The sequence below is a fragment of the Pseudonocardia asaccharolytica DSM 44247 = NBRC 16224 genome, assembly GCF_000423625.1.
Lineage (GTDB): Bacteria > Actinomycetota > Actinomycetes > Mycobacteriales > Pseudonocardiaceae > Pseudonocardia > Pseudonocardia asaccharolytica.
On record NZ_KE384066.1, the window covers coordinates 74,069 to 95,120 of the forward strand.

Consider the following 21,052-nt stretch of genomic DNA (forward strand, 5'->3'; position numbering starts at 1 on the left):
TGGGCAGCAGGCCGGTCTCGTCGTACGGTCGGGACTGACCGCCACTCGCACCGCTGACCTCTCCTGGGGGGACCATGAGCGCAGTGACCGACGCCGCGCGCGTCGAGGAGGCGGCCCGGAAGGTGGTCGCCGAGCACGATCCGCGGCAGGTCTCGACGCGGGAGCTGCTGGGCGCGTGCTTCGACGCCGGGCTGGCCTGGGTGCATTTTCCCGAGGGACTCGGCGGGCTCGGCGTGAGCCGCGGGCTGCAGACCGTCGCGGACGAGATCGTGCGGGCCGCGGGCGGCCCCTCGGCGTTCTCCCGCAACCCGATCGGCTACGGCATGGCCGCGCCGACCATCCGCGAGCACGCGCAGTCCACGGAGCAGGCGCGGGCCTGGCTGCGCCCGCTGGCCGCCGCCGAGGAGATCTGGTGCCAGCTGTTCAGCGAGCCCGGCGCCGGTTCCGACCTCGCCGGGCTGGCGACCAGCGCCGTGCCCGACGGGGCCGAGTGGGTGGTCAACGGCCAGAAGGTCTGGACGAGCCTGGCCCACCACGCCCGGTGGGGCCTGCTGCTCGCCCGCACCGACCCGGACCAGCCCAAGCACAAGGGCCTGAGCTATTTCGTGCTCGACATGGGCGCCCCGGGGGTGGAGACCCGGCCGCTGCGCCAGATGACGGGGCAGGCGGAGTTCAACGAGGTCTACCTGAACGACGCGCGCGTCCCCGACGCCCACCGGCTCGGCGCGGTCGGGGACGGCTGGCGGGTCGCGCTGACCACCCTGATGAACGAGCGCACCGCGATCGGCGCGGGATCGAGCCTGCGCGGCTCGGGCACCATCGCCGACGCCGTCGCGCTGTGGGCGGCCCGTCCGGACTGCCACACCCCGGTGCTGCGCGACCGGCTGGCCGCCCTGTGGACCCGCGCCGAGGCGCATCGGCTGACCGGTGAGCGGGCCCGGCGCTCGGCCACCACGGGCTCCCCGGGTCCGGAGGGCTCGATCAGCAAGCTGGTCTCGGCCGAGCTGAACCAGCAGATCTACGAGTTCTGCATGGATCTGCTCGGTCTCGAGGGCACGCTGTACGGCTCCTACGCGATCAGCGAGGACGGCCGCGACGCCGACTGGCGCGGCCCGATCCAGCAGCGGTTCCTGCGTTCGCGCGCCAACACGATCGAGGGCGGCACGTCGGAGGTGCTGCGCAACATCCTGGGCGAGCGGGTCCTCGGCCTGCCCGGGGAGCCGCGCACCGACGCCGGAAAGCCGTGGAAGGAGATCCCCCGTGGCTGAGACCGGCGATGTGTTCGCCTTCGACGCCGAGCAGCTGGAACTGCGTCGCACCGTCCGTCGATTCTGCGCCGAGCACTCCGACGAGGCGACGGTCCGCCGGTGGATGGACTCCCCGGCCGGCTACGACCCGGCGACCTGGGCCCGCCTCGGCGGTGAGCTCGGGGTGCTCGGGCTTGCGGCGCCCGACGAGTCGGGGGTGGTCGGCGGGCTCGTCGACCAGGCCGTCGTCGCCGAGGAGCTCGGCGCGGCGCTGCTGTGCGGGCCGGTGTTCGGCACCATCGGGCTGGCGATCCCGGCGCTGGTCATGGCCGGGGACGGCGGGTTGCGCGACGAGCTGCTTCCGCCGCTGGTCGCGGGCGTCCGCACCGCCGCCTTCGCGGTCCCCGAGCGGGCGGGCCGGTTCGATCCGGCGAGCATCACGGTCGGCGCCGTGCGGGCCGGCGGCGGCTGGGAGCTGACCGGCTGGCTGGCCCAGGTCGTCGACGCGGCCGCGGCCGACGTGCTGCTCGTCGCCGCCAGCGGGCCGGACGGGGTCGCGCTGTTCGCGGTGGAGGGCACGGCCGACGGGGTCGACCGGGAGTTGCTGTCCACCATGGACCTGACCCGCCGGCAGGCGGCGGTGCGGCTGTCGGAGGCGCCGGCCCGTCTGCTCGCCGACCCCGGCGACGCCGAACGCGTCATCGGGTACGCGCTGGACGTGGGGGCGGTGCTGCTGGCGGCCGAACAGGTCGGCGGCGCGCAGCGGCTGCTGGACCTCACCGTGGAGTACGCCAAGCACCGCCTGCAGTTCGGCCGTCCGATCGGCTCGTTCCAGGCGGTCAAGCACCGGCTGGCCGATATGCTCGTCGCCGTCGAGCACGCCCGGTCGACGGCCTACCACGCGGCCTGGGCGATCCAGGGCGGAACCGACGACCCGTGGCTCGCGACGAGCATCGCGCAGGCCACCTGCTCGCAGGCCTACTCCCGGGTCGCGGCCGACACGCTGCAACTGCACGGCGGGATCGGGTTCACCTGGGAGCATCAGGCGCATCTGTACTACAAGCGGGCGGTGACCGACGCCGCGTTGCTGGGCAGTGCCGAAGAGCACCGCAACCGGATCGCGCTCGCGGTCCTCGACCGCGCCGTCGTCCCACCCTCGCAGGTGCCGCCGGTGGCGGGCGTGGCGGAGGCGCTGCGCGGCTGAGCGTCCCGGCCGACGACCGCGGTCGACAGCCAGGCGAACGCCTCCGTGCGGTTGGCCACCACCCCGACCTTCGGTCCGGTCGGCCCGGAGCGTGGCCGACGGCCCGTCACATCACGCCGCGACACAACACCGCGGCCTGCGATCCCGGACGGGCTGTTGTGGCCGACATCTCAGCATATTTGAACAGTCGTGCAGATGTCTTAGGGTGCTGCCCGGGGCCGTCCCATGTCCCGGCCCCACCCAGCTGCACGGCCGGCCTGCCCACCCGAAAGGACGCCCGGTGAGTTCGCTACCCCGACGACGGTCGCGCAGGTTCCGCGGCGCGGTGCTGCCCGTCCTGCTTGCCCTGCTGCTGGCCGGGTGCGCCACGACCGGGGGCGGTGACACCGCCGCCGCGGGGCCGCCCACGCTGACGATCGCCACCGGTTTCGCCGTCGACGACCTCGACCCGCTGGAGAACGGCTTCTGGGGTCCGGAGTTCGGCTATGTGGAGCTGCTGATGCGGCCAGAGCCCGGCGGCGAGCCGACGCCGTGGGTGTTGTCCGAGCTGGCCAACCCGGAGCGGTTGACCTGGCGGTTGAGGCTCAACGAGAACATCACGTTCCAGAACGGCGCACCGCTGGACGGCGCCGCGCTGGCCGCGCTGCTGACCTACCAGCTCGCCGAGAACCCCAGCCTGGCCGCGGCCCTGCCCGGGGCGAGCGCCGCGGCCACCGGGCCGCTCGAGGTCACCCTCACCACATCGCGGCCGGCCCCGAACGTGCCGGCGCTGCTGGCCGACGAGGCGATGGTGCCGGTCTACGACGTGGCCGCCTACCAGCGGCATGTCGCCTCCGGCGCGTCCGCGAGCGAGCTGGTGGGCGCCGGGCTGTACACCGGACCGTACGTTGTGGACAGTCTGGATGCCGAGTCGATGCGGCTCTCGCCGCGGTCGGACCACTGGGGCGGCACGCCCGCCCTGGAGAACCTGACCGTCCGGTTCGTCCCCGAGGCGTCGGCCCGCATCCAGGCCGTCCAGGCGGGCGAGGCCGATCTCGCGCTCTACCCACCGACGGCCACCGCGCCCACCCTGGCCGGCCGCGCGGACTCCTTCTTCGTCACCGGGCAGCCGACGAGCCCGACGTTCATGCTGCAGCTCAACCAGCACGAGGCCCCGTTCGACGACCCGCTGGTCCGGCGCGCGGTCTACGCGGGCATCGACTACGACGAGCTGGCGAACGACGTGATGAACGGCCTGTACGTGCCCGCGACCGGCCTGTACACCCAGGCCCGTCCGTGGGCGGAGAAGACCCAGGCCACCGACCCCGCGGCCGCCGGCGCGCTGCTCGACCGGGCGGGCTGGACCCGGACCGGCGACGGACCGCGCACCCGCGACGGGGCGCCGCTGCGGTGGACGATGCTCACCTACCCCCAGCAGCCCGACTCCGACGCGCTCGCCCTCGCGGTCCAGGCGCAGCTGGCCGAGCTCGGCATCGGCGTGGAGATCCGTCAGGTCCCCGACATCAGCTCCGTGGTCGAGCAGGACACCGGCTGGCAGGCCGCGGTCATCGGCAACGGGTTCATCTCGTTCGGCGGCGACTACGTCACCCCGTTGCGCAACTACCTGCACAGCGACGGCACCCGGAACTACCCGGGGATCTCCGATCCGGCGCTGGACGGGCTGATCGAGCGGTTGGCCGTCGAACTCGACCCCGCCGCCCGCGACGAGCTGCTCCGCCAGATCCAGCGGCGGATCGCCGACCACGGCCACCTGGGGTATCTGGGTGTGCGGCTGCCCGCCGTGGTCACCGGCCCGGGATGGCGGGGCTACCCGGTGCCGATCGCCAACCTGTGGGTCGACGCGCGGACCGCACCGTCGGCGGCACCGGGCGCCTGAGGCCGCGCGATGACCACCGTCCTGCGGCGGGTCGGGCAGGCGCTGGTCACGCTGCTCGGCACCGGCCTGATCGTGTTCGGGATGCTGGCCGTGACCCCGGGCGACCCCGCGCACCGGGTCCTGGAGGCCCGCGGCATCCCCGAGCCGAGCCCGGCGGCGGTCGCGGCCGTCCGGGACGAGCTGCGCCTGGACGATCCTCTCGTGGTCCGGTTCGGCCGCTGGGCGGGCGATGCCGTCACCGGTGACCTGGGCGTGTCCTGGCGGACCGGGCGCCCGGTGGCCGACGAGTTCGTCACCCGGTTACCGGCGACGCTGCGGCTGACCGGGGCGGCGATGGCGCTCGCGGTGGTGCTGGCGCTCGGGCTCGCCGCGGTGGCCGCCGCGGCCCCGGGGCGGTGGCCCGACGTGGTGGCCCGCGGGGTGGCACTGGCGATGCTGGTGGTGCCCGGCTTCGTGCTCGGGGTGATCGTGCTGGATGTCCTGGTCGTGCGCGCTGGGCTGGGCCGGGTGATCGCCGACGGGAGCTGGGCGACGGTGTTCCTGCCCGCCCTCACCCTCGCGCTGGCCTCGGCCGCGAGCTGGTCGCGGGTGCTGCGCACCAGTCTGCTCGAGGCCGCGTCGGCGCCCTATCTGCGGGTCAGCGTGGCCCGCGGGGCGGGCCGCCGGCGGCTGCTGGGGGTGCATCAGCTGCCCAACGCCGCCCCTGCCTTTCTGACCATGGTCGGGCTGGGTGCGGCGGCGCTGATCGGCGGGGCCCCGATCGTGGAGAGTGTGTTCACCTGGCCCGGGATCGGCCGCTACACCGTCGAGGCGATCAACGCCCGGGACATGCCGGTCGTCGTGGGGTTCACCCTGGTCGCGGTCGTCGGTTACGTGCTCACCAGCCTGGTGGTCGACCTCGTGTGCGCGGCGCTGGACCCGCGGCTGCGCACGGGCCGGGCTGCGGCATGAGCGCGCTCGGGATCCTGCGCCGGCCGACGGTGCCCGCGCCGCCGATGGCCCGGCCGGCATGGGCGGCGGTGCTGCGCCGGCCCGCCGCGCAGGTCGGGCTGGCGCTGGCCGCGGTGCTCGCCCTCGCCGCCCTCCTCGGCCCACTGCTGGCGGCGGATCCGGACCTGCCCGACTACACCAACCAGCTCGCGGCCCCCAGCTGGGCGCACTGGCTGGGTACCGACCAGGCCGGCCGCGACCTGCTGGCCCGCACCCTGGCCGGGGCCCGCACGTCGCTGGGCGCGGCCCTGCTCGTGATGGCGATCGCGGGCGTGGTCGGGCTGCTGGTGGGGACGCTCGCGGGTGCGGTCGGCGGGATCGTCGACACCGTGCTCACCCGGGCGACCGATGTGCTGCTCGGGCTGCCCTCGCTGGTGCTGACCCTGGCGGTGGTCGGTGTCCTCGGCCCGGGGTTCTGGAACCTGGTGCTGGCCATGGCCGCGACCAGCTGGGCCGGGCTCGCCCGGCTCGCCCGCAGCCTCGCCCGGGGCAGCGCGCAACGACCCGACGTGCTCGCCGCCCGCATGAGCGGGGTCGGCCCGGTGCGCGCCGTGCTCGGGCACGTCGTGCCCGGCGTGGCCAGCCAGGTCGTCGTCGCGGCGACCCTCGGGCTCGGTGAGGCGGTGCTGGCGCTGGGCGGGCTGTCGTTCCTCGGGCTCGGCGCGCAGCCCCCGACCGCGGAATGGGGCACGATGCTGGCCACCGGCCGCGAGACCTTCGCCCACGCCCCCTGGCAGCTGCTCGGCCCGGGGCTGGGGCTGGTGCTCTCCGTCGCCGCGGCCACCCTGATCAGCGACGCGCTGCGCGATGTCACCGACCCCGGCAGGCAGTCGTGACCCCGCTCGTCGTGGAGGACCTCACCGTCACCTACCCCAACGGGCACCGCGCGCTCGACCACGTCACGCTCACCGTGAAGACGGGCGAGCGCTGCGCCGTGGTCGGACGCTCCGGCAGCGGCAAGACGACGCTGGTCCACGCGATCCTCGGGCTCCTGCCCGCGGGCACCCGGACCGCCGGCAGCGTCCGCGTCGCCGGCCGCGAGGTGCTCGGCGCCCCCGGGCCCACCCTGCGACAGCTGCGGGGACTGCTCGCCGGGTACGTGCCGCAGGACCCGTTCGCCGCCTGCGACCCGCTGCGCACCGTGGGGCACCACGTCGCCGAGGCATGGACGGCACACGGCCGCACCCCGCCCGCCGGGGCGGTTCCCGCCGCGCTCGCCGTCATGGGGATCGACGACTCCGCGCGGCGCGCCCGCCACCATCCCCACCAGTGGTCGGGCGGGATGCTGCAGCGCGCCACCCTCGTCGCCGCCACGGCGCACACCCCGGCGCTCACCCTCGCCGACGAGCCGACCAGCGCGCTGGACGCCGAGCTCGCCGACGAGGCGCTGGCCCTGCTGCGGCGCCGCTGCGGCGCGCTGCTGCTGATCAGCCACGACCTGGCGCTCGTGGCCCGGCACACCGAATCCGTGCTGGTGCTGGCCGACGGCCGCGCGGTGGAGCGCGGCCCGGCCGCCACCCTGCTGCACGCTCCCGCCGCCGAGGAGACCAGGCAGCTCGTGGCGGCCGCGACGCCGGCGCCGCGACGCGCCGCACCCGCCGCGCGGCCGGGATCGGTGATCGCGCAGGTCCGCGGCGTCTCGCGCCGCTACGGGCGCGGGCCGGGCGCCGTGACCGCCCTCGACGACGTGTCGCTCGCCCTCGCTGCCGGCGAGATCGTCGGGGTGGTCGGCCGCTCCGGCTCGGGCAAGTCGACCCTGGCCCGGATCGTCGGCGGCATCGAACGGCCCGACACCGGGACGGTCCACCTGGACGGCCGCGACGCCTGGTCGCGGCGGCGCACCCTGCGGCCCGGGTTCGTGATGCCGATCTTCCAGGACCCGGTGGCCAGCCTCGACCGGCGCTGGGCGCTGTGGCGGACCCTGACCGAGCCCCTGCTCGCCCGCGGCGAGCGCCACCCCCGCGCCCGCCGCCGCGCGCTCGCGCAGCAGGCCCTCGCCCGGGTCGGGCTCGCCGAGATCGACGTCGACCGCATGCCCGCAAGCCTGTCGGTCGGGCAGGCCCAGCGGGTCGCGATCGCGCGAGCGATCATCGCCCGCCCCGCCCTGCTGATCGCCGACGAACCCACCGCGAGCCTCGACGTGGCCGCCACAGCCGAGATCACCGACCTGCTGCGCGACATCGCCGACGACGGCACCGCGCTGCTGGTCGTCAGCCACGACCACGCCCGCCTCGCCGGCTACGCCGACCGCGTCGTCACCATGACGACCGGACGCCTGACCCACGGAGGACTACCCCGCTATGCCGCAGCCGGATGAACGGGTGCTGCTGCTGATCGCCCGACCCACCCCCTCGGGCGTCGACGGCCGGTCGCTGCGCTCCCTGGCCGCCGCGGTCGCCGACCGCACCGACCAGCCGGTCCGCCTCGCCCACCTCGACCAGGCCGCACCCTCGATCCACACCGCTCTCGACGAAACCGTCGCCGCCGGCGCAGCGCAGGTGATCATCATCCCACTGGCGATCCCCGACGACCGCTACCTCGCCACCTGGATCGGGCGCGCCGTCGCGAACTGGCGTGAGACCCGCCACCGCGCCCTCGACGTCCGTATCGCCGCCGGGCTCAGCTGTCTGCCCGCCGTCGCCGAGATCCTCGCCCGGCTCGGCCGCACCGAAGGCATCCCGATCACCACCGCCCCCTCCGGGTTCCGCAGCCCGGCCTGGTCGATCCTGCAGATCCCGGACCGCCATCTCCTGGTCTGCCGCGGCCCCCGCTGCACCGCCCACGGCGCAGGCGCCACGCACCGCGCCCTGGCCGACGCGACCCGGGGCTCGACGACCCAGGTCACCCCCACCGGCTGCCTCGGCCCGTGCAACCTCGGACCGCTCGTGATCGACAACCCGGCCGGCCGGTGGCACCAGGCCGTCGACCCGACCACGGCCACCCAACTCGTCCGCCCCGTCCCGATCGGGAGTGTCGGCGGTGGCTCGTCCGGTCGTAACCTCGAAGGATGAGCCCTGATGACGAGGTCGGCGACCCTGTCTGCTGGATGAACCGGGTCTGCCCCGAATGCGGCGGGCTGGCCGACGAGGCCCCGCCCACCCGGTGCGAGCGATGCGGTGCCGAGCTACCGGGCGATTGAGCGACCGCCGGCACTCAGCTGGGCAGCCCGCGGCGCGCGGCGTCGAGCCTGCTCGCCACGCTCCCGTCGATGACCTCGCCGCCGACCCGGACGACGAGGCCGCCGAGCAGCTGTTCGTCCAGCTCGGCCTGCAGCGAGATCGGGCGGCCGTACAGGCGGCTCAGCGACTCGGTCAGCCGCCACTCCTGTTCGGCGGTCAGCCGGATCGGGGTGCGGACGTGGGCGACGTAGCGGTCGCGGCGGGCGGCGGCCAGCTCGGAGAGCTCCTCGGCCCGCACGTCGAGGCCGAGCCCGCGCGGGGCCCGCACGCACTCCTTCATCAGCGCCGTCGTCACCGGCGAGGCCTTGTCCTCCAGCAGGCTGCGCAGCAGCTCGACGCGCCGCTCGTCCGGGGTACTCCGATCGCTGAGCAGCCTGCTCAGCTCCGGCTCCCGGTTCAGGATCCGGCCGATGCGGAACAGCTGGTCCTCGACCTCTTCGAGGCTGCTGTTCTTCTCCGCCACCCCCAGCGTCGCCCGCCGGGCCAGCGCCTCCAGCGCCTCCAGCAGGTCACCGGGCTGTGACCAGCGCGCCGCGGCCAGGTCGGAGACGACGTCGAGGGTCAGCCTGCCGACCTTGTCCATCAGCAACCGGTCGACCAGTGACGTGCGCGCCGCGGCCGGTGCCGAGGCGTCCCCGAGGTGGCGGCGCAGCCGCGGCTGCCGGTCGAGCAGCCGCAGCACCGAGAACAGCTCGGCCCCCAACCGCTCGAGGTCGGCGGCCGACGAGGTGTCGATGAGGTTGTCGAGCCGGTCCGTCGCCTCCCCGAGGGAGTCCCGGCTGGCCGGCTGGAGGTAGGCGGCCATCAGCTCGCCCCGCCCGCGGCACCTGCCTTGCGCGGTTCGCCCGGCACCTGGTCGAGGTCGGCGAGGAAGCGGTCGACGGTGGCCCTGCGCAGGCCGTCATCGGCGAGGGACTGCCCGATGATGCGTTCCGCGAGCTGCACGGCGAGCCCGCCGAGCTCCGCGCGGAGCTGGCGGGTCACCTGTTCCCGCTGCCGGGCGAGCTGTTCCTCGCCCCGCTGGCGGATCCGTTCGACCTCGGCGTCCGCGGCCACCCGCATCTCCTCGCGGATCCGTTTCGCGTCCGCGCGGGCCTCGTCGCGGATCGTCGCGGCTTCACGGCGGGCTTCCGCGAGTGCCGAGTCGAACCGTTCCTCGGCCTGGCGGAGCCTGCGGGTGGCCTCCGTGCTCTCCGCCGCCTGCCTGCGCACCATGGCCTGCCGGTCGTTCATCGCCTTCGACAGCGGCGGCCAGACCCAGCGCCGGAGGACGTAGAGGATGAGCAGGAACGCCAGCACCTCGATGACGATGGTGAGGTTGGGCAACAGGAAGTTGCCCCCGCCTTCCTGCTCTTGGGCCAGCACGGTCATGTGATCTCCCGGCTCAGTAGTTCTGGATCAGCCCAGGACGAAGACGAACATCGCCATGAAGGCCAGGTTGATGAAGTACATGGCCTCGACCAGACCGACGACCAGCAGGAAGATGCCGAAGAGGCGCCCACGGGCCTCCGGCTGCCGCGCCACCCCGGCGATGACCTGGCCACCGGCCAGACCGTCCCCGACCGCTGCGCCGATGGCACCACCGGCCAGCGCGAGACCACCGCCGATATAGGCACCGGCCGTGGTGACCGCGGTATTGATGTCCGCGGCCTGTGCGAGGACCTGCGACATGGTTGTTCCCCTCGAGGTCAGTGCGCGTCGGATTCCTCGGCGAGCGCTTGTCCGAAATAGATGATCGTCAGAATGGTGAAGATCACCGCCTGCAGAACGGCGATGAAGATGTCGAAGAGCTTCCAGGCCGTGAACGGCACCCAGAAGAGCCAGACCGGGAACAGCAGGATGATCAGTTGGATCATGATGACGCCGGAGAGCACATTGCCGAAGAGCCGCAGGGAGAGCGAGATCGGCTTGGTGATCTCCTCGATGATCGCCATCGGGTTCTTGAAGTGTGCGAAGAACCGCACCGGATGTCGCTTTATCGCAGTGAACCAGACCGCGAGCATGACGACGAACGAGAGGCCGAAGGTGAGGTTCACGTCGGCGGTCGGTGGGGGAAGCCACTCCTCGCTGGGCAGAATGGCCAGCAGGTTGGAGAACAGGATCAGCAGCGCGATCGCGAACGCGAAGGGCACCACCCAGGGCGCGGTCCGGATCCCGAGGTTGTCCTCGACCTGCTGCTCGATCTGCTCCTTCGTGACCTCGAAGGCGATCTGCAGCTTGGTCGGTTTGCCGACGCTCGCGCGCCGGGCCACCCACAGGCCGAGCCCGATCACGATCGCGCCCGCGACCAGCGTCGCGATGATCGTGTCCAGGTTCAGGGTGAAGCCGAGCAGGCTGACGGTCCAGTGCTTGCCGATATGGATCTCACCGCCCTCGGCGGCGAGGAGGACGGCGGGGCTCACGAGCGACGCAGCTCCTTGATCATGGGGACGGCAGCCGCGACGACGGCGATCGGCTGGTATATCGCGAGGCCGACCAGCACGCCGAGGCCCTCCGGGCGGAACAGCGCGGCGAACACGAGGGCGATGACGGTGGCGATGGCGAGCCGGCCCAGGGTGGCGGTCGCGAGCCTGCCCTTTGCCGCGCGGCCGTGGTCGGCGTATTTGGCTGTGGAGCGCAGGATCATCCAGGAGTTCCCGACGCCGAGTGCGAGCCCGAGAATGCCGAACAGGGCGCCGAGGCCATGTCCGATCGGGATGAGCGCCGCGAGCGCCAATAATGCCGCGATACCTGCGCCGATAACGGACATCCGGAAGATTGCCCGGGCATTGGGCGGAATGTAGGAGGCCGTGAACATTGACCGGTTCACTCCCGTCTGTCCGTTCTGTCGAACTTCCGCCAGAAGCGCCGTCGCAACCAGCGTGTCGACTATCACGTGATGGTGGCCTGGCCGCGCCTGCCAGGCAAGCGGTAGATCGCCGAGGAATGTGTGGATCGCCTTGATGGGTGGCCCGGCGGCCCCGGGGAGGAGTCCCGACCTGCGTATGGACGGTTCCGCTCGCCGGGAGTTGAGTCCAACCCTCTATTGCCGTCGATCGATGGGAGGGGACATGTGCGCCGTCGACGAGAAGAAGCTGATGGAATTCGTCGGGCAGGCCCTCGGCGATCTGGGGGCGCCGGCCTCGGCGCCTCTGGTCCTGATCGGAGATCGGCTGGCCCCACTACCCGAGCCGGGGTTCGACCTCATCGCGTTCTTCGACTGCCTGCACGACATGGGCGATCCCACCGGGGCTCTCGCACACGCCCGCGAGGCGCTCGGCCCGGACGGCACCGTGCTGTTCGTCGATCCGTATGCGGGCGACGACCTCAGCGACAACCTCAACATCGTGTTCGAAGCCCGGCGGTGAACCTGCCGGGAGGATGAATCGGACCGAGGGCTTCCGGGCGGCTCATCCGGCGGCGAGATCCTGCTCGACCCGGGCGAGCGCCGTGCGGATCGTGTCGGCGTAGCCCTCGGGCCCCACGGCCAGGTGGTGCAGTCGCTCCCGCGCCAGGCGCAGATGCTCGCGCGCCTGCGCCGGGTCGCCCAGCTTGCGGTAGTCCTCGGCCAGGTTGAGGTGCAGCGAGGGGAAGAAGCCCTGGACCTGTAGCGATGCGTGATACGCCCGTGCGCGCTCGTCGGTGTCGGCGGTGAACTCGTTGGCCGCCGCGAGCGCCCGCAGGTCCCAGGCCAGCTCGTCGGCCGGATCGGGCTGGACGTCGGCGGCGTAGTGGGCCAGGACGCATCGGTGGAAGGGGTCGCCGTCCTCGCCGCCGATCTCGCTCCAGATGGTGTCGAACGCGGCAGCGGCCGCGGTGGCCTCCCCGGCGTGGGACTGCTCGATCGCGGTGGTGATGCGCGCCATCACCTGGTCGGGCTGTTCGCTCATGGAGCGAACGCTACGGCTGGGCCCCGACAGAACCGGCCGGACGCTCGACGGCGGCCGGTGAACCCTGCCCTCCGGTGATCGGCATGGCGGACGCGCGCGCGAACACGTCGAGCCGGATCCCGGCGCCCTGGGGGCCGGCGCCGTGCAGGGTCCGGGCCACCACGTGTTGATACGCCCGCGCGCCCGCGCGGTTCCGTGCGATCTCGTGCACCGCGTCGGCGTGGTTGGCCTGCCCGAAGTCGCCGCGGTAGTGCAGCAGCAGCAGCCGGCCACCGGGCCGCAGCCGGCTCATCAGGCGATCGATCCCGAGCCGCAACGTCGTCGGCTCCCAGTAGTAGAGGATGTCGGAACAGACCATCAGGTCGAACGTGCCCTGCGGCATGCCGAGCGGCAGGGTGCGCCGCTCCGCCACGACCCGCGGATCGTCGGCGAGGCGACTTCGGGTGCGCTCGATCGCTGCCGCGGAGATGTCGACCGCGACGAGTTCGTCGGTGAGCTCCACCAGCCGCTCGGCGAGCTGCCCCTCCCCGCAGCCGACCTCCAGCGCTCGGGCGTAGCGGGCGTCCTCCAGCGTCTGCATGATCAGGTCGTACTTGGCCTGCTCGTAGGAGCTCCCGGCGATGCCGTACGGGTCCGGGGCGCGATAGAGCCGCTCGTGGCAGCGCCGTCCCCATCCTGGCTGCCACAACCAGGCCCAGTCGGCCATGCGCGGCTCGAGTCCTGGGCGCACCCGGATCGCGGCGCGCGCGAGGGGGCGCAGCGGTGCGGTGCCGAACCGCAGGGCGTGGCCGACGCTGAGTCGGGCCGCCCGGCGCGCCCGAGTCGTGACGGAGGCGATCATGGGTCCTTCCGGGATGGCGAACGAAGATGTCGATCATTCATCGGCCCCTGTCGCCGCTCCGTTAGCTGACAAAACGCCCATAACTGGTCTTTCACCCGAAAGCTACACAAGTCTCCGTGAGTGCGTAACAGTGTTCTAACACTGTTACGCACTCACGGAGGTGACCCACCTCACTCGATGAACCGGACGGGTGCCATGGTCACGGGACGGGTAACTGCTTAGCTTGGGTAACTAAATCGACCGGCGAGAGTGGTGATGCCGTCCGTGTCGTCTCCAGGCCCCGGGGCGCACTACAAGTGGATCGCGCTGTCGAACACGACGCTCGGCATGCTCATGGCCACGATCAACTCCTCGATCGTGCTCATCGCGCTGCCCGACATCTTCCGCGGCATCGAGATCAACCCGCTCGAGCCCGCCAACACCGGCTACCTACTGTGGATGATCATGGGTTTCCTGGTCGTCACCGCGGTGCTGGTGGTCGGCTTCGGGCGGCTCGGCGACATGTACGGCCGCGTCCGCATGTACAACCTCGGTTTCGCGATCTTCGCGGTGTCGTCGGTCCTGCTGGCGGTGACGTGGCAGACCGGTGGTCCCGCGGCGCTGTGGCTGATCGGCTGGCGCATCGTGCAGGGCATCGGCGGTGCGTTCCTGATGGCCAACTCCAACGCGATCCTCACCGACGCCTTCCCGCTCCACCAGCGTGGCCTCGCCCTGGGCATCAACTCCGTCGCGGCGATCACGGGCTCGTTCCTCGGTCTGGTCATCGGGGGTGTGCTCGGCCCGGTGAACTGGCATCTGGTGTTCCTGGTGTCCGTGCCGTTCGGGGTGTTCGGCACCGTCTGGGCGTACCGGAAGCTGCGCGACACCGGTGCGCGCACGCCCGCCCGGATGGACTGGTGGGGAAACCTCAGCTTCGCCGCCGGGCTGATCGCGGTGCTCGTCGGGATCACCTACGGGATCCAGCCCTACGGCGGGCATGTCATGGGCTGGACCAGCCCGATGGTGCTGTGCTGCCTGATCGGCGGTGCCGCCGTCCTCGTGCTGTTCGCCGTGATCGAGACGCGGGTGCCGCACCCGCTGTTCACGCTGTCGCTGTTTCGCATCCGCAGCTTCACGCTGGGCAACGTCGCGAACCTGCTGGCCTCGCTCGGTCGCGGCGGGCTCATGTTCATCCTGATCATCTGGTTGCAGGGGATCTGGTTGCCCCGGCACGGCTACAGCTTCGAGCAGACACCGCTGTGGGCCGGCATCTACATGCTGCCGCTGACCATCGGGTTCCTCGTCGCGGCGCCGCTGTCCGGCCTGCTATCCGACCGTCGCGGCGCGCGCTGGTACACCACCGGCGGGATGATCGTCGCGGGGGGGACGTTCCTGGGGCTGCAGCTGCTGCCCGTCGACTTCGGCTACTGGACCTTCGCGGCGGTGCTGCTGATCAACGGCATCGGCATGGGGCTGTTCGCCTCGCCGAACCGGGCGCAGATCATGAACAGCCTCCCGGCCACGGCGCGCGGGGCCGGCGCCGGGATGACCGCCACCTTCCAGAACGCCGCGATGGTGCTGTCCATCGGCATCGTCTTCAGCCTGATCATCGTCGGGCTCTCCCAGCACCTGCCCGTCGTGCTCGAGCACGGCCTGGTGCAGCACGGCGTCCCGGTGGCCGACGCGAGCCGGATCGCGCAGCTGCCGCCGGTCGGCGTGCTCTTCGCCGCGTTCCTCGGCTACAACCCGATCCAGCAGCTGCTCGGCGGCGTGCTCGGTCAGCTGCCGCCCGATCAGGCGGCCTTCCTCACCGGCCGCGGCTTCTTCCCGGAGCTGATCTCGGGCCCGTTCTCCGACGGGCTCACCGCGGCGTTCCTGTTCGCCCTCGTCGCCTGCGTCATCGCCGCCGTGGCCTCCTTCCTCGCCGACGGCCGTGGGCGCGGCGACATCCACGGCGGGCTCCCCGCGTCCGATCTGCGACGCGGATCCGTCGCGGCGACGAGGTAGCGGCTGCGCTCGACGCCACAGTGCTCAGACGGTCAACGCTGACTGTTTTGCTGTTACGGTCGCCACCGGTGCGACGTCGCCGGCAGATACCGATGCGGCGCCGTCTCGACAGGCGACGGAATAGGGAGTCGGACGTGCGAGATGCAGTGATCGTGGAAGCGGTACGGACCCCGATCGGGAGGCGCAACGGCGGGCTGTCGGGGATCCATCCGGCGGACCTGTCGGCGCATGTGCTGAACGCGCTGGCCCAACGATCGGGGATCGACCCGGCGATGGTCGACGACGTGATCTGGGGTTGTGTCACGCAGATCGGCGAGCAGACCTTCGACATCGGTCGCACCGCGGTGCTGACGGCCGGCTGGCCGGACACCGTTCCCGGGGTGACGGTGGACCGGCAGTGCGGCTCGTCGCAGCAGTCGGTGCACTTCGCCGCGGCCGGGTTGGTCGCCGGGCAGTACGACCTGGTCGTGGCCGGTGGCGTCGAGTCGATGTCGCGGGTTCCGATGGGCTCGTCCATCGGTGAGCAGAGCCCGCTCGGGGAGGGTTTCCTCGCCCGCTACGACGGGGTGTTCCCGAACCAGGGCCCGGGCGCGGAGATGGTCGTGCAGCGGTGGGGTCTCTCCCGCACCCAGCTCGACGAGTTCTCCCTCGCCAGCCACGAGAAGGCCGCCGTGGCGCAGGACGAGGGCCGCTTCGACGCGCAGATCGCGCCGGTGACGCTGCCGGACGGCACCCTGGTCGCCAAGGACGAGGGCATCCGGCGCGGCGGCACGCTGGAGTCGATGGCCGGGCTGAAGACGGTGTTCAAGCCCGAGGGCGGGACGATCACGGCCGGGAACTCCTCGCAGATCTCCGATGGCTCGGCGGCGCTGCTGATGACCACCAGCGAGAAGGCCGCGCAGCTCGGGCTGCGACCGATCGCGCGGGTGCACACCGCGGTGCTGGCCGCGGCGGACCCGGTCATCATGCTGACCGCTCCGATCCCGGCCACCCAGAAAGCCCTGACCCGCTCCGGGCTGAAGCTGGAGGAGATCGGGGCATTCGAGGTCAACGAGGCGTTCGCCCCCGTACCGCTGGCCTGGCTGGCCGATATCGGCGCCGACCCGAAGGCACTCAACCCGAACGGCGGGGCGATCGCGCTCGGGCATCCGCTGGGTGGCTCGGGGGCGCGGCTGGCGACGACCCTCGTCCACCACATGCGTGACAACGGCATCCGCTACGGCCTGCAGACCATGTGCGAGGGCGGCGGCCAGGCCAACGCCACCATCTTCGAGCTCATGCACTGACGCGCTCGTGAGCGGCGCGCCGCGCCGGAGCGCGACGTGCCGCTCTCGGGCCTGGTGAAGGAGGCATCACCTTGGACATCAACGGTTCAGTCGCCCTGGTCACCGGCGGAGCCTCGGGGCTCGGCCTGGCCACCACCGAGAAGCTGCTCGACGCCGGGGCGAGCGTCGTCATCCTCGACCTGCCGGGCTCGCCGGGCGCGCAGGTCTCCGAGAAGCTGGGGGACCGGGTCCGGTTCTCGCCCGGCGACGTCACCGACGACGCCGGCGTGACGGCGGCCTTGGACGTGGCCGCCGAGCTGGGCACCCTGCGGGTCGCGGTGAACTGCGCCGGGACCGGCAACGCGATCAAGACCCTGGGCAAGCACGGCCCGTTCCCGCTCGCGGAATTCACGAAGATCATCAACATCAACCTGGTCGGCACGTTCAACGTGATCCGGCTGGCGGCCGAGCGGATCGCGCAGGCCGGTCCGATCGAGGGTGAGCGCGGCGTCATCGTCAACACTGCCTCGGTGGCGGCGTTCGACGGCCAGATCGGGCAGGCGGCGTATTCGGCGTCGAAGGGTGGCGTGGTCGGGATGACGCTGCCGATCGCGCGCGACCTGGCCGGCGCCATGATCCGCGTGGTCACCATCGCGCCGGGGCTGTTCGACACCCCGCTGCTGGCCGGCCTGCCCGCGGAGGCCAAGGAGTCGCTGGGCAAGCAGGTCCCGCATCCGGCGCGGCTGGGCGATCCGTCGGAGTACGGTGCGCTGGCCGCGCACATCGTTGCCAACCCCATGCTCAACGGCGAGGTGATCCGGCTCGACGGCGCGATCCGGATGGCCCCCCGATGAACCAGACCCCGTAGCGGAGCCGACCATGAAGCGCAGCCTGTACGAGGACGAGCACGAGGCGTTTCGCGAGTCCTTCCGGAGGTTTTTGGCCGTCGAGGTGCTCCCGCACCACGAGGAGTGGGAGCGGGCCGGGATCGTGCCCCGGGGGCTGTTCGCGACGGCGGGCAAGTCCGGGTTCCTGGGCATGGAGATCCCCGAGTCCTACGGCGGGGGCGGGGTTCGCGACTTCCGCTTCAACGCGGTGATCGCCGAGGAGTTCATGCGCTGCGGCGCCGCCGCCGCGGGGCTGGGCCTGAGCCTGCACAACGACATCTGCCTGCCCTACTTCATGGCCTACTGCGACGACGAACAGAAGCGGCGCTGGTTGCCCGGCATCGCCTCGGGCGAGCTGATCACCGCGATCGCGATGACCGAGCCGGGCATCGGCTCGGACCTGGCCTCGATGTCGACCACCGCGATCCGCGATGGGGACCACTACGTGGTCAACGGGGCCAAGACGTTCATCACCAACGGGATCAACGCCGACCTGGTGATCACGGCGGTGAAGACCGACCCCACGCAGCGGCACAAGGGCATGTCGCTGCTCGTGATCGAGCGCGGGATGCCGGGCTTCGAACGCGGCCGCAACCTCGACAAGCTGGGCCAGCACGCGCAGGACACCGCGGAGCTGTCGTTCACCGACGTCCGGGTGCCGGTGGCGAACCTGCTCGGTCCGCGCGAGGGCGAGGGCTTCACCCAGCTGGTGACCAACCTGGCTCAGGAGCGGCTCTCGATCGCGATGGCCGGCGTGGCCGCGGCGCGGACCGCGCTGGAGCAGACCCTGACCTACGTCAAGGAGCGCAAGGCGTTCGGGCAGCCGATCGGGTCGTTCCAGAACTCGCGGTTCGTGCTCGCCGAGATCGCCACCGAGGTCGACATCGCCGAGCACTACATCGACGACTGCGTGCGCGCGTTGAACGCCGGCGAGCTGACCGCGGTGGACGCGAGCAAGGCGAAGTGGTGGTGCACCGAGCTGCAGGGCCGGGTGGTGGACCGGTGCCTGCAGCTGCACGGGGGGTACGGGTACATGACCGAGTACCCGATCGCGAAGGCCTACGCCGACGCGCGGATCACCCGCATCTACGGCGGCACCACCGAGATCATGAAGGAAGTCATCGGCCGTTCGCTCGGGCTGTGACCAGCACACCGGCGCCGGGTGGCGCGGGAGCCAGGACCCGGGCGCAGCGCAGCGAGGACAGCCGCGCCCGGATCCTGGACGCCGCCGTCGCCTGTCTGATCGAGGGCGGCTACTGCGGCGCCACGACGCTCACCATCCAGGCGGCCGCGGATGTCTCCCGCGGCCGCCTGCTGCACCACTTCCCGTCCCGGGACCGGCTGCTCGTCGCGGCCGCCCAGCACCTGGCGGTCAAGCGGGTGCAGGACACGGAGGACCGCGTGCTGAGCATCGTCGGCACCCGGATCGAGGGCTGGGACCGCGCCGACCGGGTCGTCGAGCTGCTCTGGGAGTCCTTCCACGAACCGCATTTCTGGGCCGCCGTCGAGCTGTGGACCGCGGCCAGGGCGAACCTGGGGATCGCCGAGGTGCTACGGCCCGAGGAGCGGCGCCTCGGCGCCGTCATCAAGGCCTCGGTCGGACGCATGTTCGGCGAGCCGCTCGTCTCGCACCCACGGTTCCGCCAGCTGCGTGACCTGCTGCTGACCAGCATGCGCGGCACCGCGCTGACCTACACGTTCGACCCGCGGGACGTGCGCCACGATCCGATGGTCGCCCAGTGGAAGGACCTCACCCGGACGTTGCTGGCCTGATCGGTTCCGCGGTCAGCCGGCCAGCAGCGTGTCGAGCTTGGTGAAGGAGCTCTCCCAGCCCGCCCTGGCCATGCCTCCATCTCCTGGGTGTAGGGGGCCCTGCCGGATGACCAGACGGGTCCTGCCGTCCTCGTCGTGGAACTCGATCCGCGCGTACATCTTGGTCGATTCCTGCTGACGAGCCATTGGTGGCCGCCGGGGCGGGCGTCGATGTCGACCGTGTCGCGAGGAATGGAGAACCCGACCGGGCCGACAATCAACGGATGCGTCGAACGACGCGCGGCCAGGGCGATGCGTCAAGCGCTCCACCGCCTCTCCCCGGGCGCGTTATGGCTCCATAACGTGCTGCGGACCCGGTCGACGGCAACGTTATGGCTCCATAATGTGCTGCGGACCCGGTCACGGGCCCCGGCGCACCGCGTCCGCGGCCTCGCGCAGCGCGGTCCACAGGGCCTCGACATGCCGGGGCTGGGTGCCCACCGATCCGATCGCCACCCGGATCACATATCGGCCGTCGACGACGGTGTGGGTGAGCAGTGCGGACCCGGAGGCGTTGACCCGTTCCAGCACGGCGCGGGTCGCTTGATCATCGGCGCGGTCGTCGAGGGCGTCGTCGCGGCCCAGGACGCGCAGGCACACCAGGGCCAGCGACGGCGGCGTCGCGAGGGTGAACCGGGGGTCGGCGCGGACCCGCGCCGCGAGCTCGGACGCCAGCGCGACGTGCCCGCGGATGTGCGCCCGCAGGCCCTCCAGCCCCAGCCCGTGGATCACCGTCCACAGCTTGAGCGCGCGGAACCGGCGGCCCAGCGGGACCTGCCAGTCCCGGTAGTCGACGACCTCGCCGGACTCGCTCGCGGCGTTGCGCAGGTACTCCGGGGTGATCGACAGCGCGGCCGGCAGCGCGGCGCCGTCGCGCACCCACAGCATCGAGGCGTCGAACGCGGTGAGCAGCCATTTGTGGGCGTCGGTGCAGAACGAGTCGGCGAGCTCGACGCCGTCGAGCAGATCCCGGAACTCGGGGCAGAGCGCCGCCACCCCTGCCCAGGCGGCATCGACGTGCACCCATGCTCCGTGCGCCCGCGACACCTGCGCGATCTCGCGCACCGGGTCGACGGCGCCGGTGCCGGTGGTGCCGATCGTCGGGCAGACGAGCACCGGGCGCAGCCCCGCGGCGGTATCGGCGGCCATGGCCGCGGCGAGCGCGTCCGGTGACATCGCCAGCGAACCGGGGGCCGGGTCCACGACCTGCAGCGCCTGGGCCCCGAGCCCGGTCACCCGTACCGCCTTGGCCATGCAGGAGTGGGTCTCGGCGGTGACGTAGACGCGTTCACGGCCGTCGGTGCCGGTCTCCCGCCAGGTGCCGCCGGACGTGCGGTGCAGCGCCGCCAGCAGTGCCACCAGCGCCGCCGACGAGGCGGAGTCCTGGATCGAGCCGCCCCCGCCGCCGTCGAAGGTGTACTCCTTGCCCAGCCCGAGCGCCCCGGCGAGCCCGTCGAGCAGCACCTGCTCGACCTCGGTGCACGCCGGCGAGGTCGACCAGAGCATCCCCTGGGTGCCCAGTCCGCCGGAGAGCAGGTCGCCGAGTAGGGAGGTCAGCGATGCGTTGGCGGGGAAGTAGCCGAAGAACCCCGGGTGCTGCCAGTGCGTGCTCGCCGGGACGACCACCCGGTCGACCTCGGCGAGCAGCTCCTCGAGCGGCCGGGGATGCTCGGGAAGGTCCGCGGCGAGCTGCCCGCGCACCCAGCCGGGTTCGACCGCGGCGCGCACCGATAGCTCGCCGAGACCGGCGCGGTAGTCGGCCACCCAGTCGACGAACCGGTGGCCGAGCCTGCGGAACTCCTCGGGATCCAGATCGGGCACCCGGCCGACCCTACGACCTATCCGGCGAGTTCGAGCTCAGGGAGCCCGCCGCCCGCGCCGTCGTGACCCGGGTCG

Annotated in this window: 23 protein-coding genes; 14 read left to right on the forward strand and 9 right to left on the reverse strand. The window is 72.3% G+C overall.

Annotated elements, in window-relative coordinates:
• Positions 1-74: 74 nt before the first annotated feature.
• The 8 genes from G567_RS0125490 (at position 75) to G567_RS36760 (ending at position 8,456) form a co-directional block, all read left to right on the forward strand.
• Complete coding sequence (locus tag G567_RS0125490) at positions 75-1,268, forward strand: acyl-CoA dehydrogenase family protein (RefSeq protein ID WP_028932124.1); 1,194 nt, start codon at positions 75-77, stop codon at positions 1,266-1,268.
• Positions 1,261-2,451 carry an acyl-CoA dehydrogenase family protein gene (locus tag G567_RS0125495; RefSeq protein ID WP_028932125.1) on the forward strand — a complete coding sequence of 397 codons (1,191 nt, stop codon included), beginning with the start codon at positions 1,261-1,263 and terminating at the stop codon, positions 2,449-2,451. Before G567_RS0125490 ends, G567_RS0125495 begins: the two co-directional genes overlap by 8 nt.
• 280 nt (positions 2,452-2,731) lie before the next feature.
• Complete coding sequence (locus tag G567_RS31545) at positions 2,732-4,327, forward strand: ABC transporter substrate-binding protein (protein WP_147200975.1); 1,596 nt, start codon at positions 2,732-2,734, stop codon at positions 4,325-4,327.
• A gap of 9 nt (positions 4,328-4,336) precedes the next feature.
• Positions 4,337-5,278 (forward strand): ABC transporter permease, encoded by a 942-nt coding sequence (locus tag G567_RS0125505; protein WP_028932126.1) that lies wholly within the window; start codon positions 4,337-4,339, stop codon positions 5,276-5,278.
• Complete coding sequence (locus G567_RS0125510; RefSeq protein ID WP_028932127.1) at positions 5,275-6,153, forward strand: ABC transporter permease; 879 nt, start codon at positions 5,275-5,277, stop codon at positions 6,151-6,153. The genes G567_RS0125505 and G567_RS0125510 overlap by 4 nt, the downstream gene beginning before the upstream one ends.
• Entirely contained in the window at positions 6,150-7,634 is a 1,485-nt protein-coding gene (locus tag G567_RS31550; RefSeq protein ID WP_037058204.1) for an ABC transporter ATP-binding protein, read from the forward strand. Before G567_RS0125510 ends, G567_RS31550 begins: the two co-directional genes overlap by 4 nt.
• A complete protein-coding gene (locus tag G567_RS31555) occupies positions 7,618-8,328 on the forward strand; it encodes a (2Fe-2S) ferredoxin domain-containing protein (protein ID WP_051233557.1) in 711 nt (236 codons plus the stop codon). Before G567_RS31550 ends, G567_RS31555 begins: the two co-directional genes overlap by 17 nt.
• On the forward strand, positions 8,325-8,456 hold the full coding sequence (locus G567_RS36760; protein ID WP_261763827.1) for a hypothetical protein: 132 nt from the start codon (positions 8,325-8,327) through the stop codon (positions 8,454-8,456). Before G567_RS31555 ends, G567_RS36760 begins: the two co-directional genes overlap by 4 nt.
• A gap of 14 nt (positions 8,457-8,470) precedes the next feature.
• On the opposite strand, the gene G567_RS0125525 is transcribed toward G567_RS36760, so the two are convergent.
• From G567_RS0125525 to G567_RS35045, 5 genes are read right to left on the reverse strand one after another with little or no spacing between them, the layout of a single operon-like run.
• Positions 8,471-9,301: a F0F1 ATP synthase subunit delta gene (locus tag G567_RS0125525; RefSeq protein ID WP_028932128.1), complete on the reverse strand. Its 831-nt coding sequence runs from the start codon at positions 9,299-9,301 to the stop codon at positions 8,471-8,473.
• Entirely contained in the window at positions 9,301-9,867 is a 567-nt protein-coding gene (locus tag G567_RS0125530) for a F0F1 ATP synthase subunit B (protein WP_037058206.1), read from the reverse strand. Before G567_RS0125530 ends, G567_RS0125525 begins: the two co-directional genes overlap by 1 nt.
• A gap of 27 nt (positions 9,868-9,894) precedes the next feature.
• Entirely contained in the window at positions 9,895-10,167 is a 273-nt protein-coding gene (gene atpE, locus G567_RS31560; protein ID WP_051233558.1) for an ATP synthase F0 subunit C, read from the reverse strand.
• A gap of 17 nt (positions 10,168-10,184) precedes the next feature.
• Positions 10,185-10,898 (reverse strand): F0F1 ATP synthase subunit A, encoded by a 714-nt coding sequence (gene atpB, locus G567_RS35040; RefSeq protein ID WP_028932130.1) that lies wholly within the window; start codon positions 10,896-10,898, stop codon positions 10,185-10,187.
• The gene (locus G567_RS35045; RefSeq protein ID WP_161631764.1) at positions 10,895-11,371 is read right to left on the reverse strand and encodes an ATP synthase subunit I; all 477 of its coding nucleotides are present in this window, start codon (positions 11,369-11,371) and stop codon (positions 10,895-10,897) included. The genes atpB and G567_RS35045 overlap by 4 nt, the downstream gene beginning before the upstream one ends.
• Before the next feature lie 163 nt (positions 11,372-11,534).
• Here G567_RS35045 and G567_RS35795 point away from each other — a divergent pair, with 163 nt between their 5' ends.
• Positions 11,535-11,843 carry a methyltransferase domain-containing protein gene (locus G567_RS35795; RefSeq protein WP_211224081.1) on the forward strand — a complete coding sequence of 103 codons (309 nt, stop codon included), beginning with the start codon at positions 11,535-11,537 and terminating at the stop codon, positions 11,841-11,843.
• A gap of 42 nt (positions 11,844-11,885) precedes the next feature.
• On the opposite strand, the gene G567_RS0125555 is transcribed toward G567_RS35795, so the two are convergent.
• Both G567_RS0125555 and G567_RS32585 read right to left on the reverse strand, forming a co-directional pair.
• Positions 11,886-12,365, reverse strand: coding sequence for a hypothetical protein (locus G567_RS0125555; protein WP_169338735.1), 480 nt, complete (start codon positions 12,363-12,365; stop codon positions 11,886-11,888).
• Between the two features lie 10 nt (positions 12,366-12,375).
• Positions 12,376-13,206 carry an SAM-dependent methyltransferase gene (locus G567_RS32585; protein ID WP_051233559.1) on the reverse strand — a complete coding sequence of 277 codons (831 nt, stop codon included), beginning with the start codon at positions 13,204-13,206 and terminating at the stop codon, positions 12,376-12,378.
• Positions 13,207-13,533: 327 nt separating this feature from the next.
• On the opposite strand from G567_RS32585, the gene G567_RS31570 reads away from it, so the two are divergent.
• The 5 genes from G567_RS31570 (at position 13,534) to G567_RS0125585 (ending at position 19,117) form a co-directional block, all read left to right on the forward strand.
• A complete protein-coding gene (locus tag G567_RS31570; protein ID WP_245585800.1) occupies positions 13,534-15,192 on the forward strand; it encodes an MFS transporter in 1,659 nt (552 codons plus the stop codon).
• 134 nt (positions 15,193-15,326) lie between these two features.
• Complete coding sequence (locus G567_RS0125570) at positions 15,327-16,478, forward strand: thiolase family protein (protein WP_028932134.1); 1,152 nt, start codon at positions 15,327-15,329, stop codon at positions 16,476-16,478.
• Between the two features lie 71 nt (positions 16,479-16,549).
• Entirely contained in the window at positions 16,550-17,311 is a 762-nt protein-coding gene (locus G567_RS0125575; RefSeq protein WP_028932135.1) for a 3-hydroxyacyl-CoA dehydrogenase, read from the forward strand.
• Positions 17,312-17,336: 25 nt separating this feature from the next.
• The gene (locus tag G567_RS0125580) at positions 17,337-18,488 is read left to right on the forward strand and encodes an acyl-CoA dehydrogenase family protein (protein ID WP_028932136.1); all 1,152 of its coding nucleotides are present in this window, start codon (positions 17,337-17,339) and stop codon (positions 18,486-18,488) included.
• Positions 18,485-19,117 carry a TetR/AcrR family transcriptional regulator gene (locus G567_RS0125585; protein WP_028932137.1) on the forward strand — a complete coding sequence of 211 codons (633 nt, stop codon included), beginning with the start codon at positions 18,485-18,487 and terminating at the stop codon, positions 19,115-19,117. Before G567_RS0125580 ends, G567_RS0125585 begins: the two co-directional genes overlap by 4 nt.
• Before the next feature lie 12 nt (positions 19,118-19,129).
• Here G567_RS0125585 and G567_RS34690 read toward each other — a convergent pair whose 3' ends face one another.
• Positions 19,130-19,303 carry an SRPBCC domain-containing protein gene (locus G567_RS34690; RefSeq protein ID WP_147200974.1) on the reverse strand — a complete coding sequence of 58 codons (174 nt, stop codon included), beginning with the start codon at positions 19,301-19,303 and terminating at the stop codon, positions 19,130-19,132.
• Positions 19,304-19,516: 213 nt separating this feature from the next.
• On the reverse strand, positions 19,517-20,968 hold the full coding sequence (locus G567_RS0125595) for a pyridoxal-dependent decarboxylase (RefSeq protein ID WP_211224086.1): 1,452 nt from the start codon (positions 20,966-20,968) through the stop codon (positions 19,517-19,519).
• Positions 20,969-21,052 lie beyond the last annotated feature (84 nt).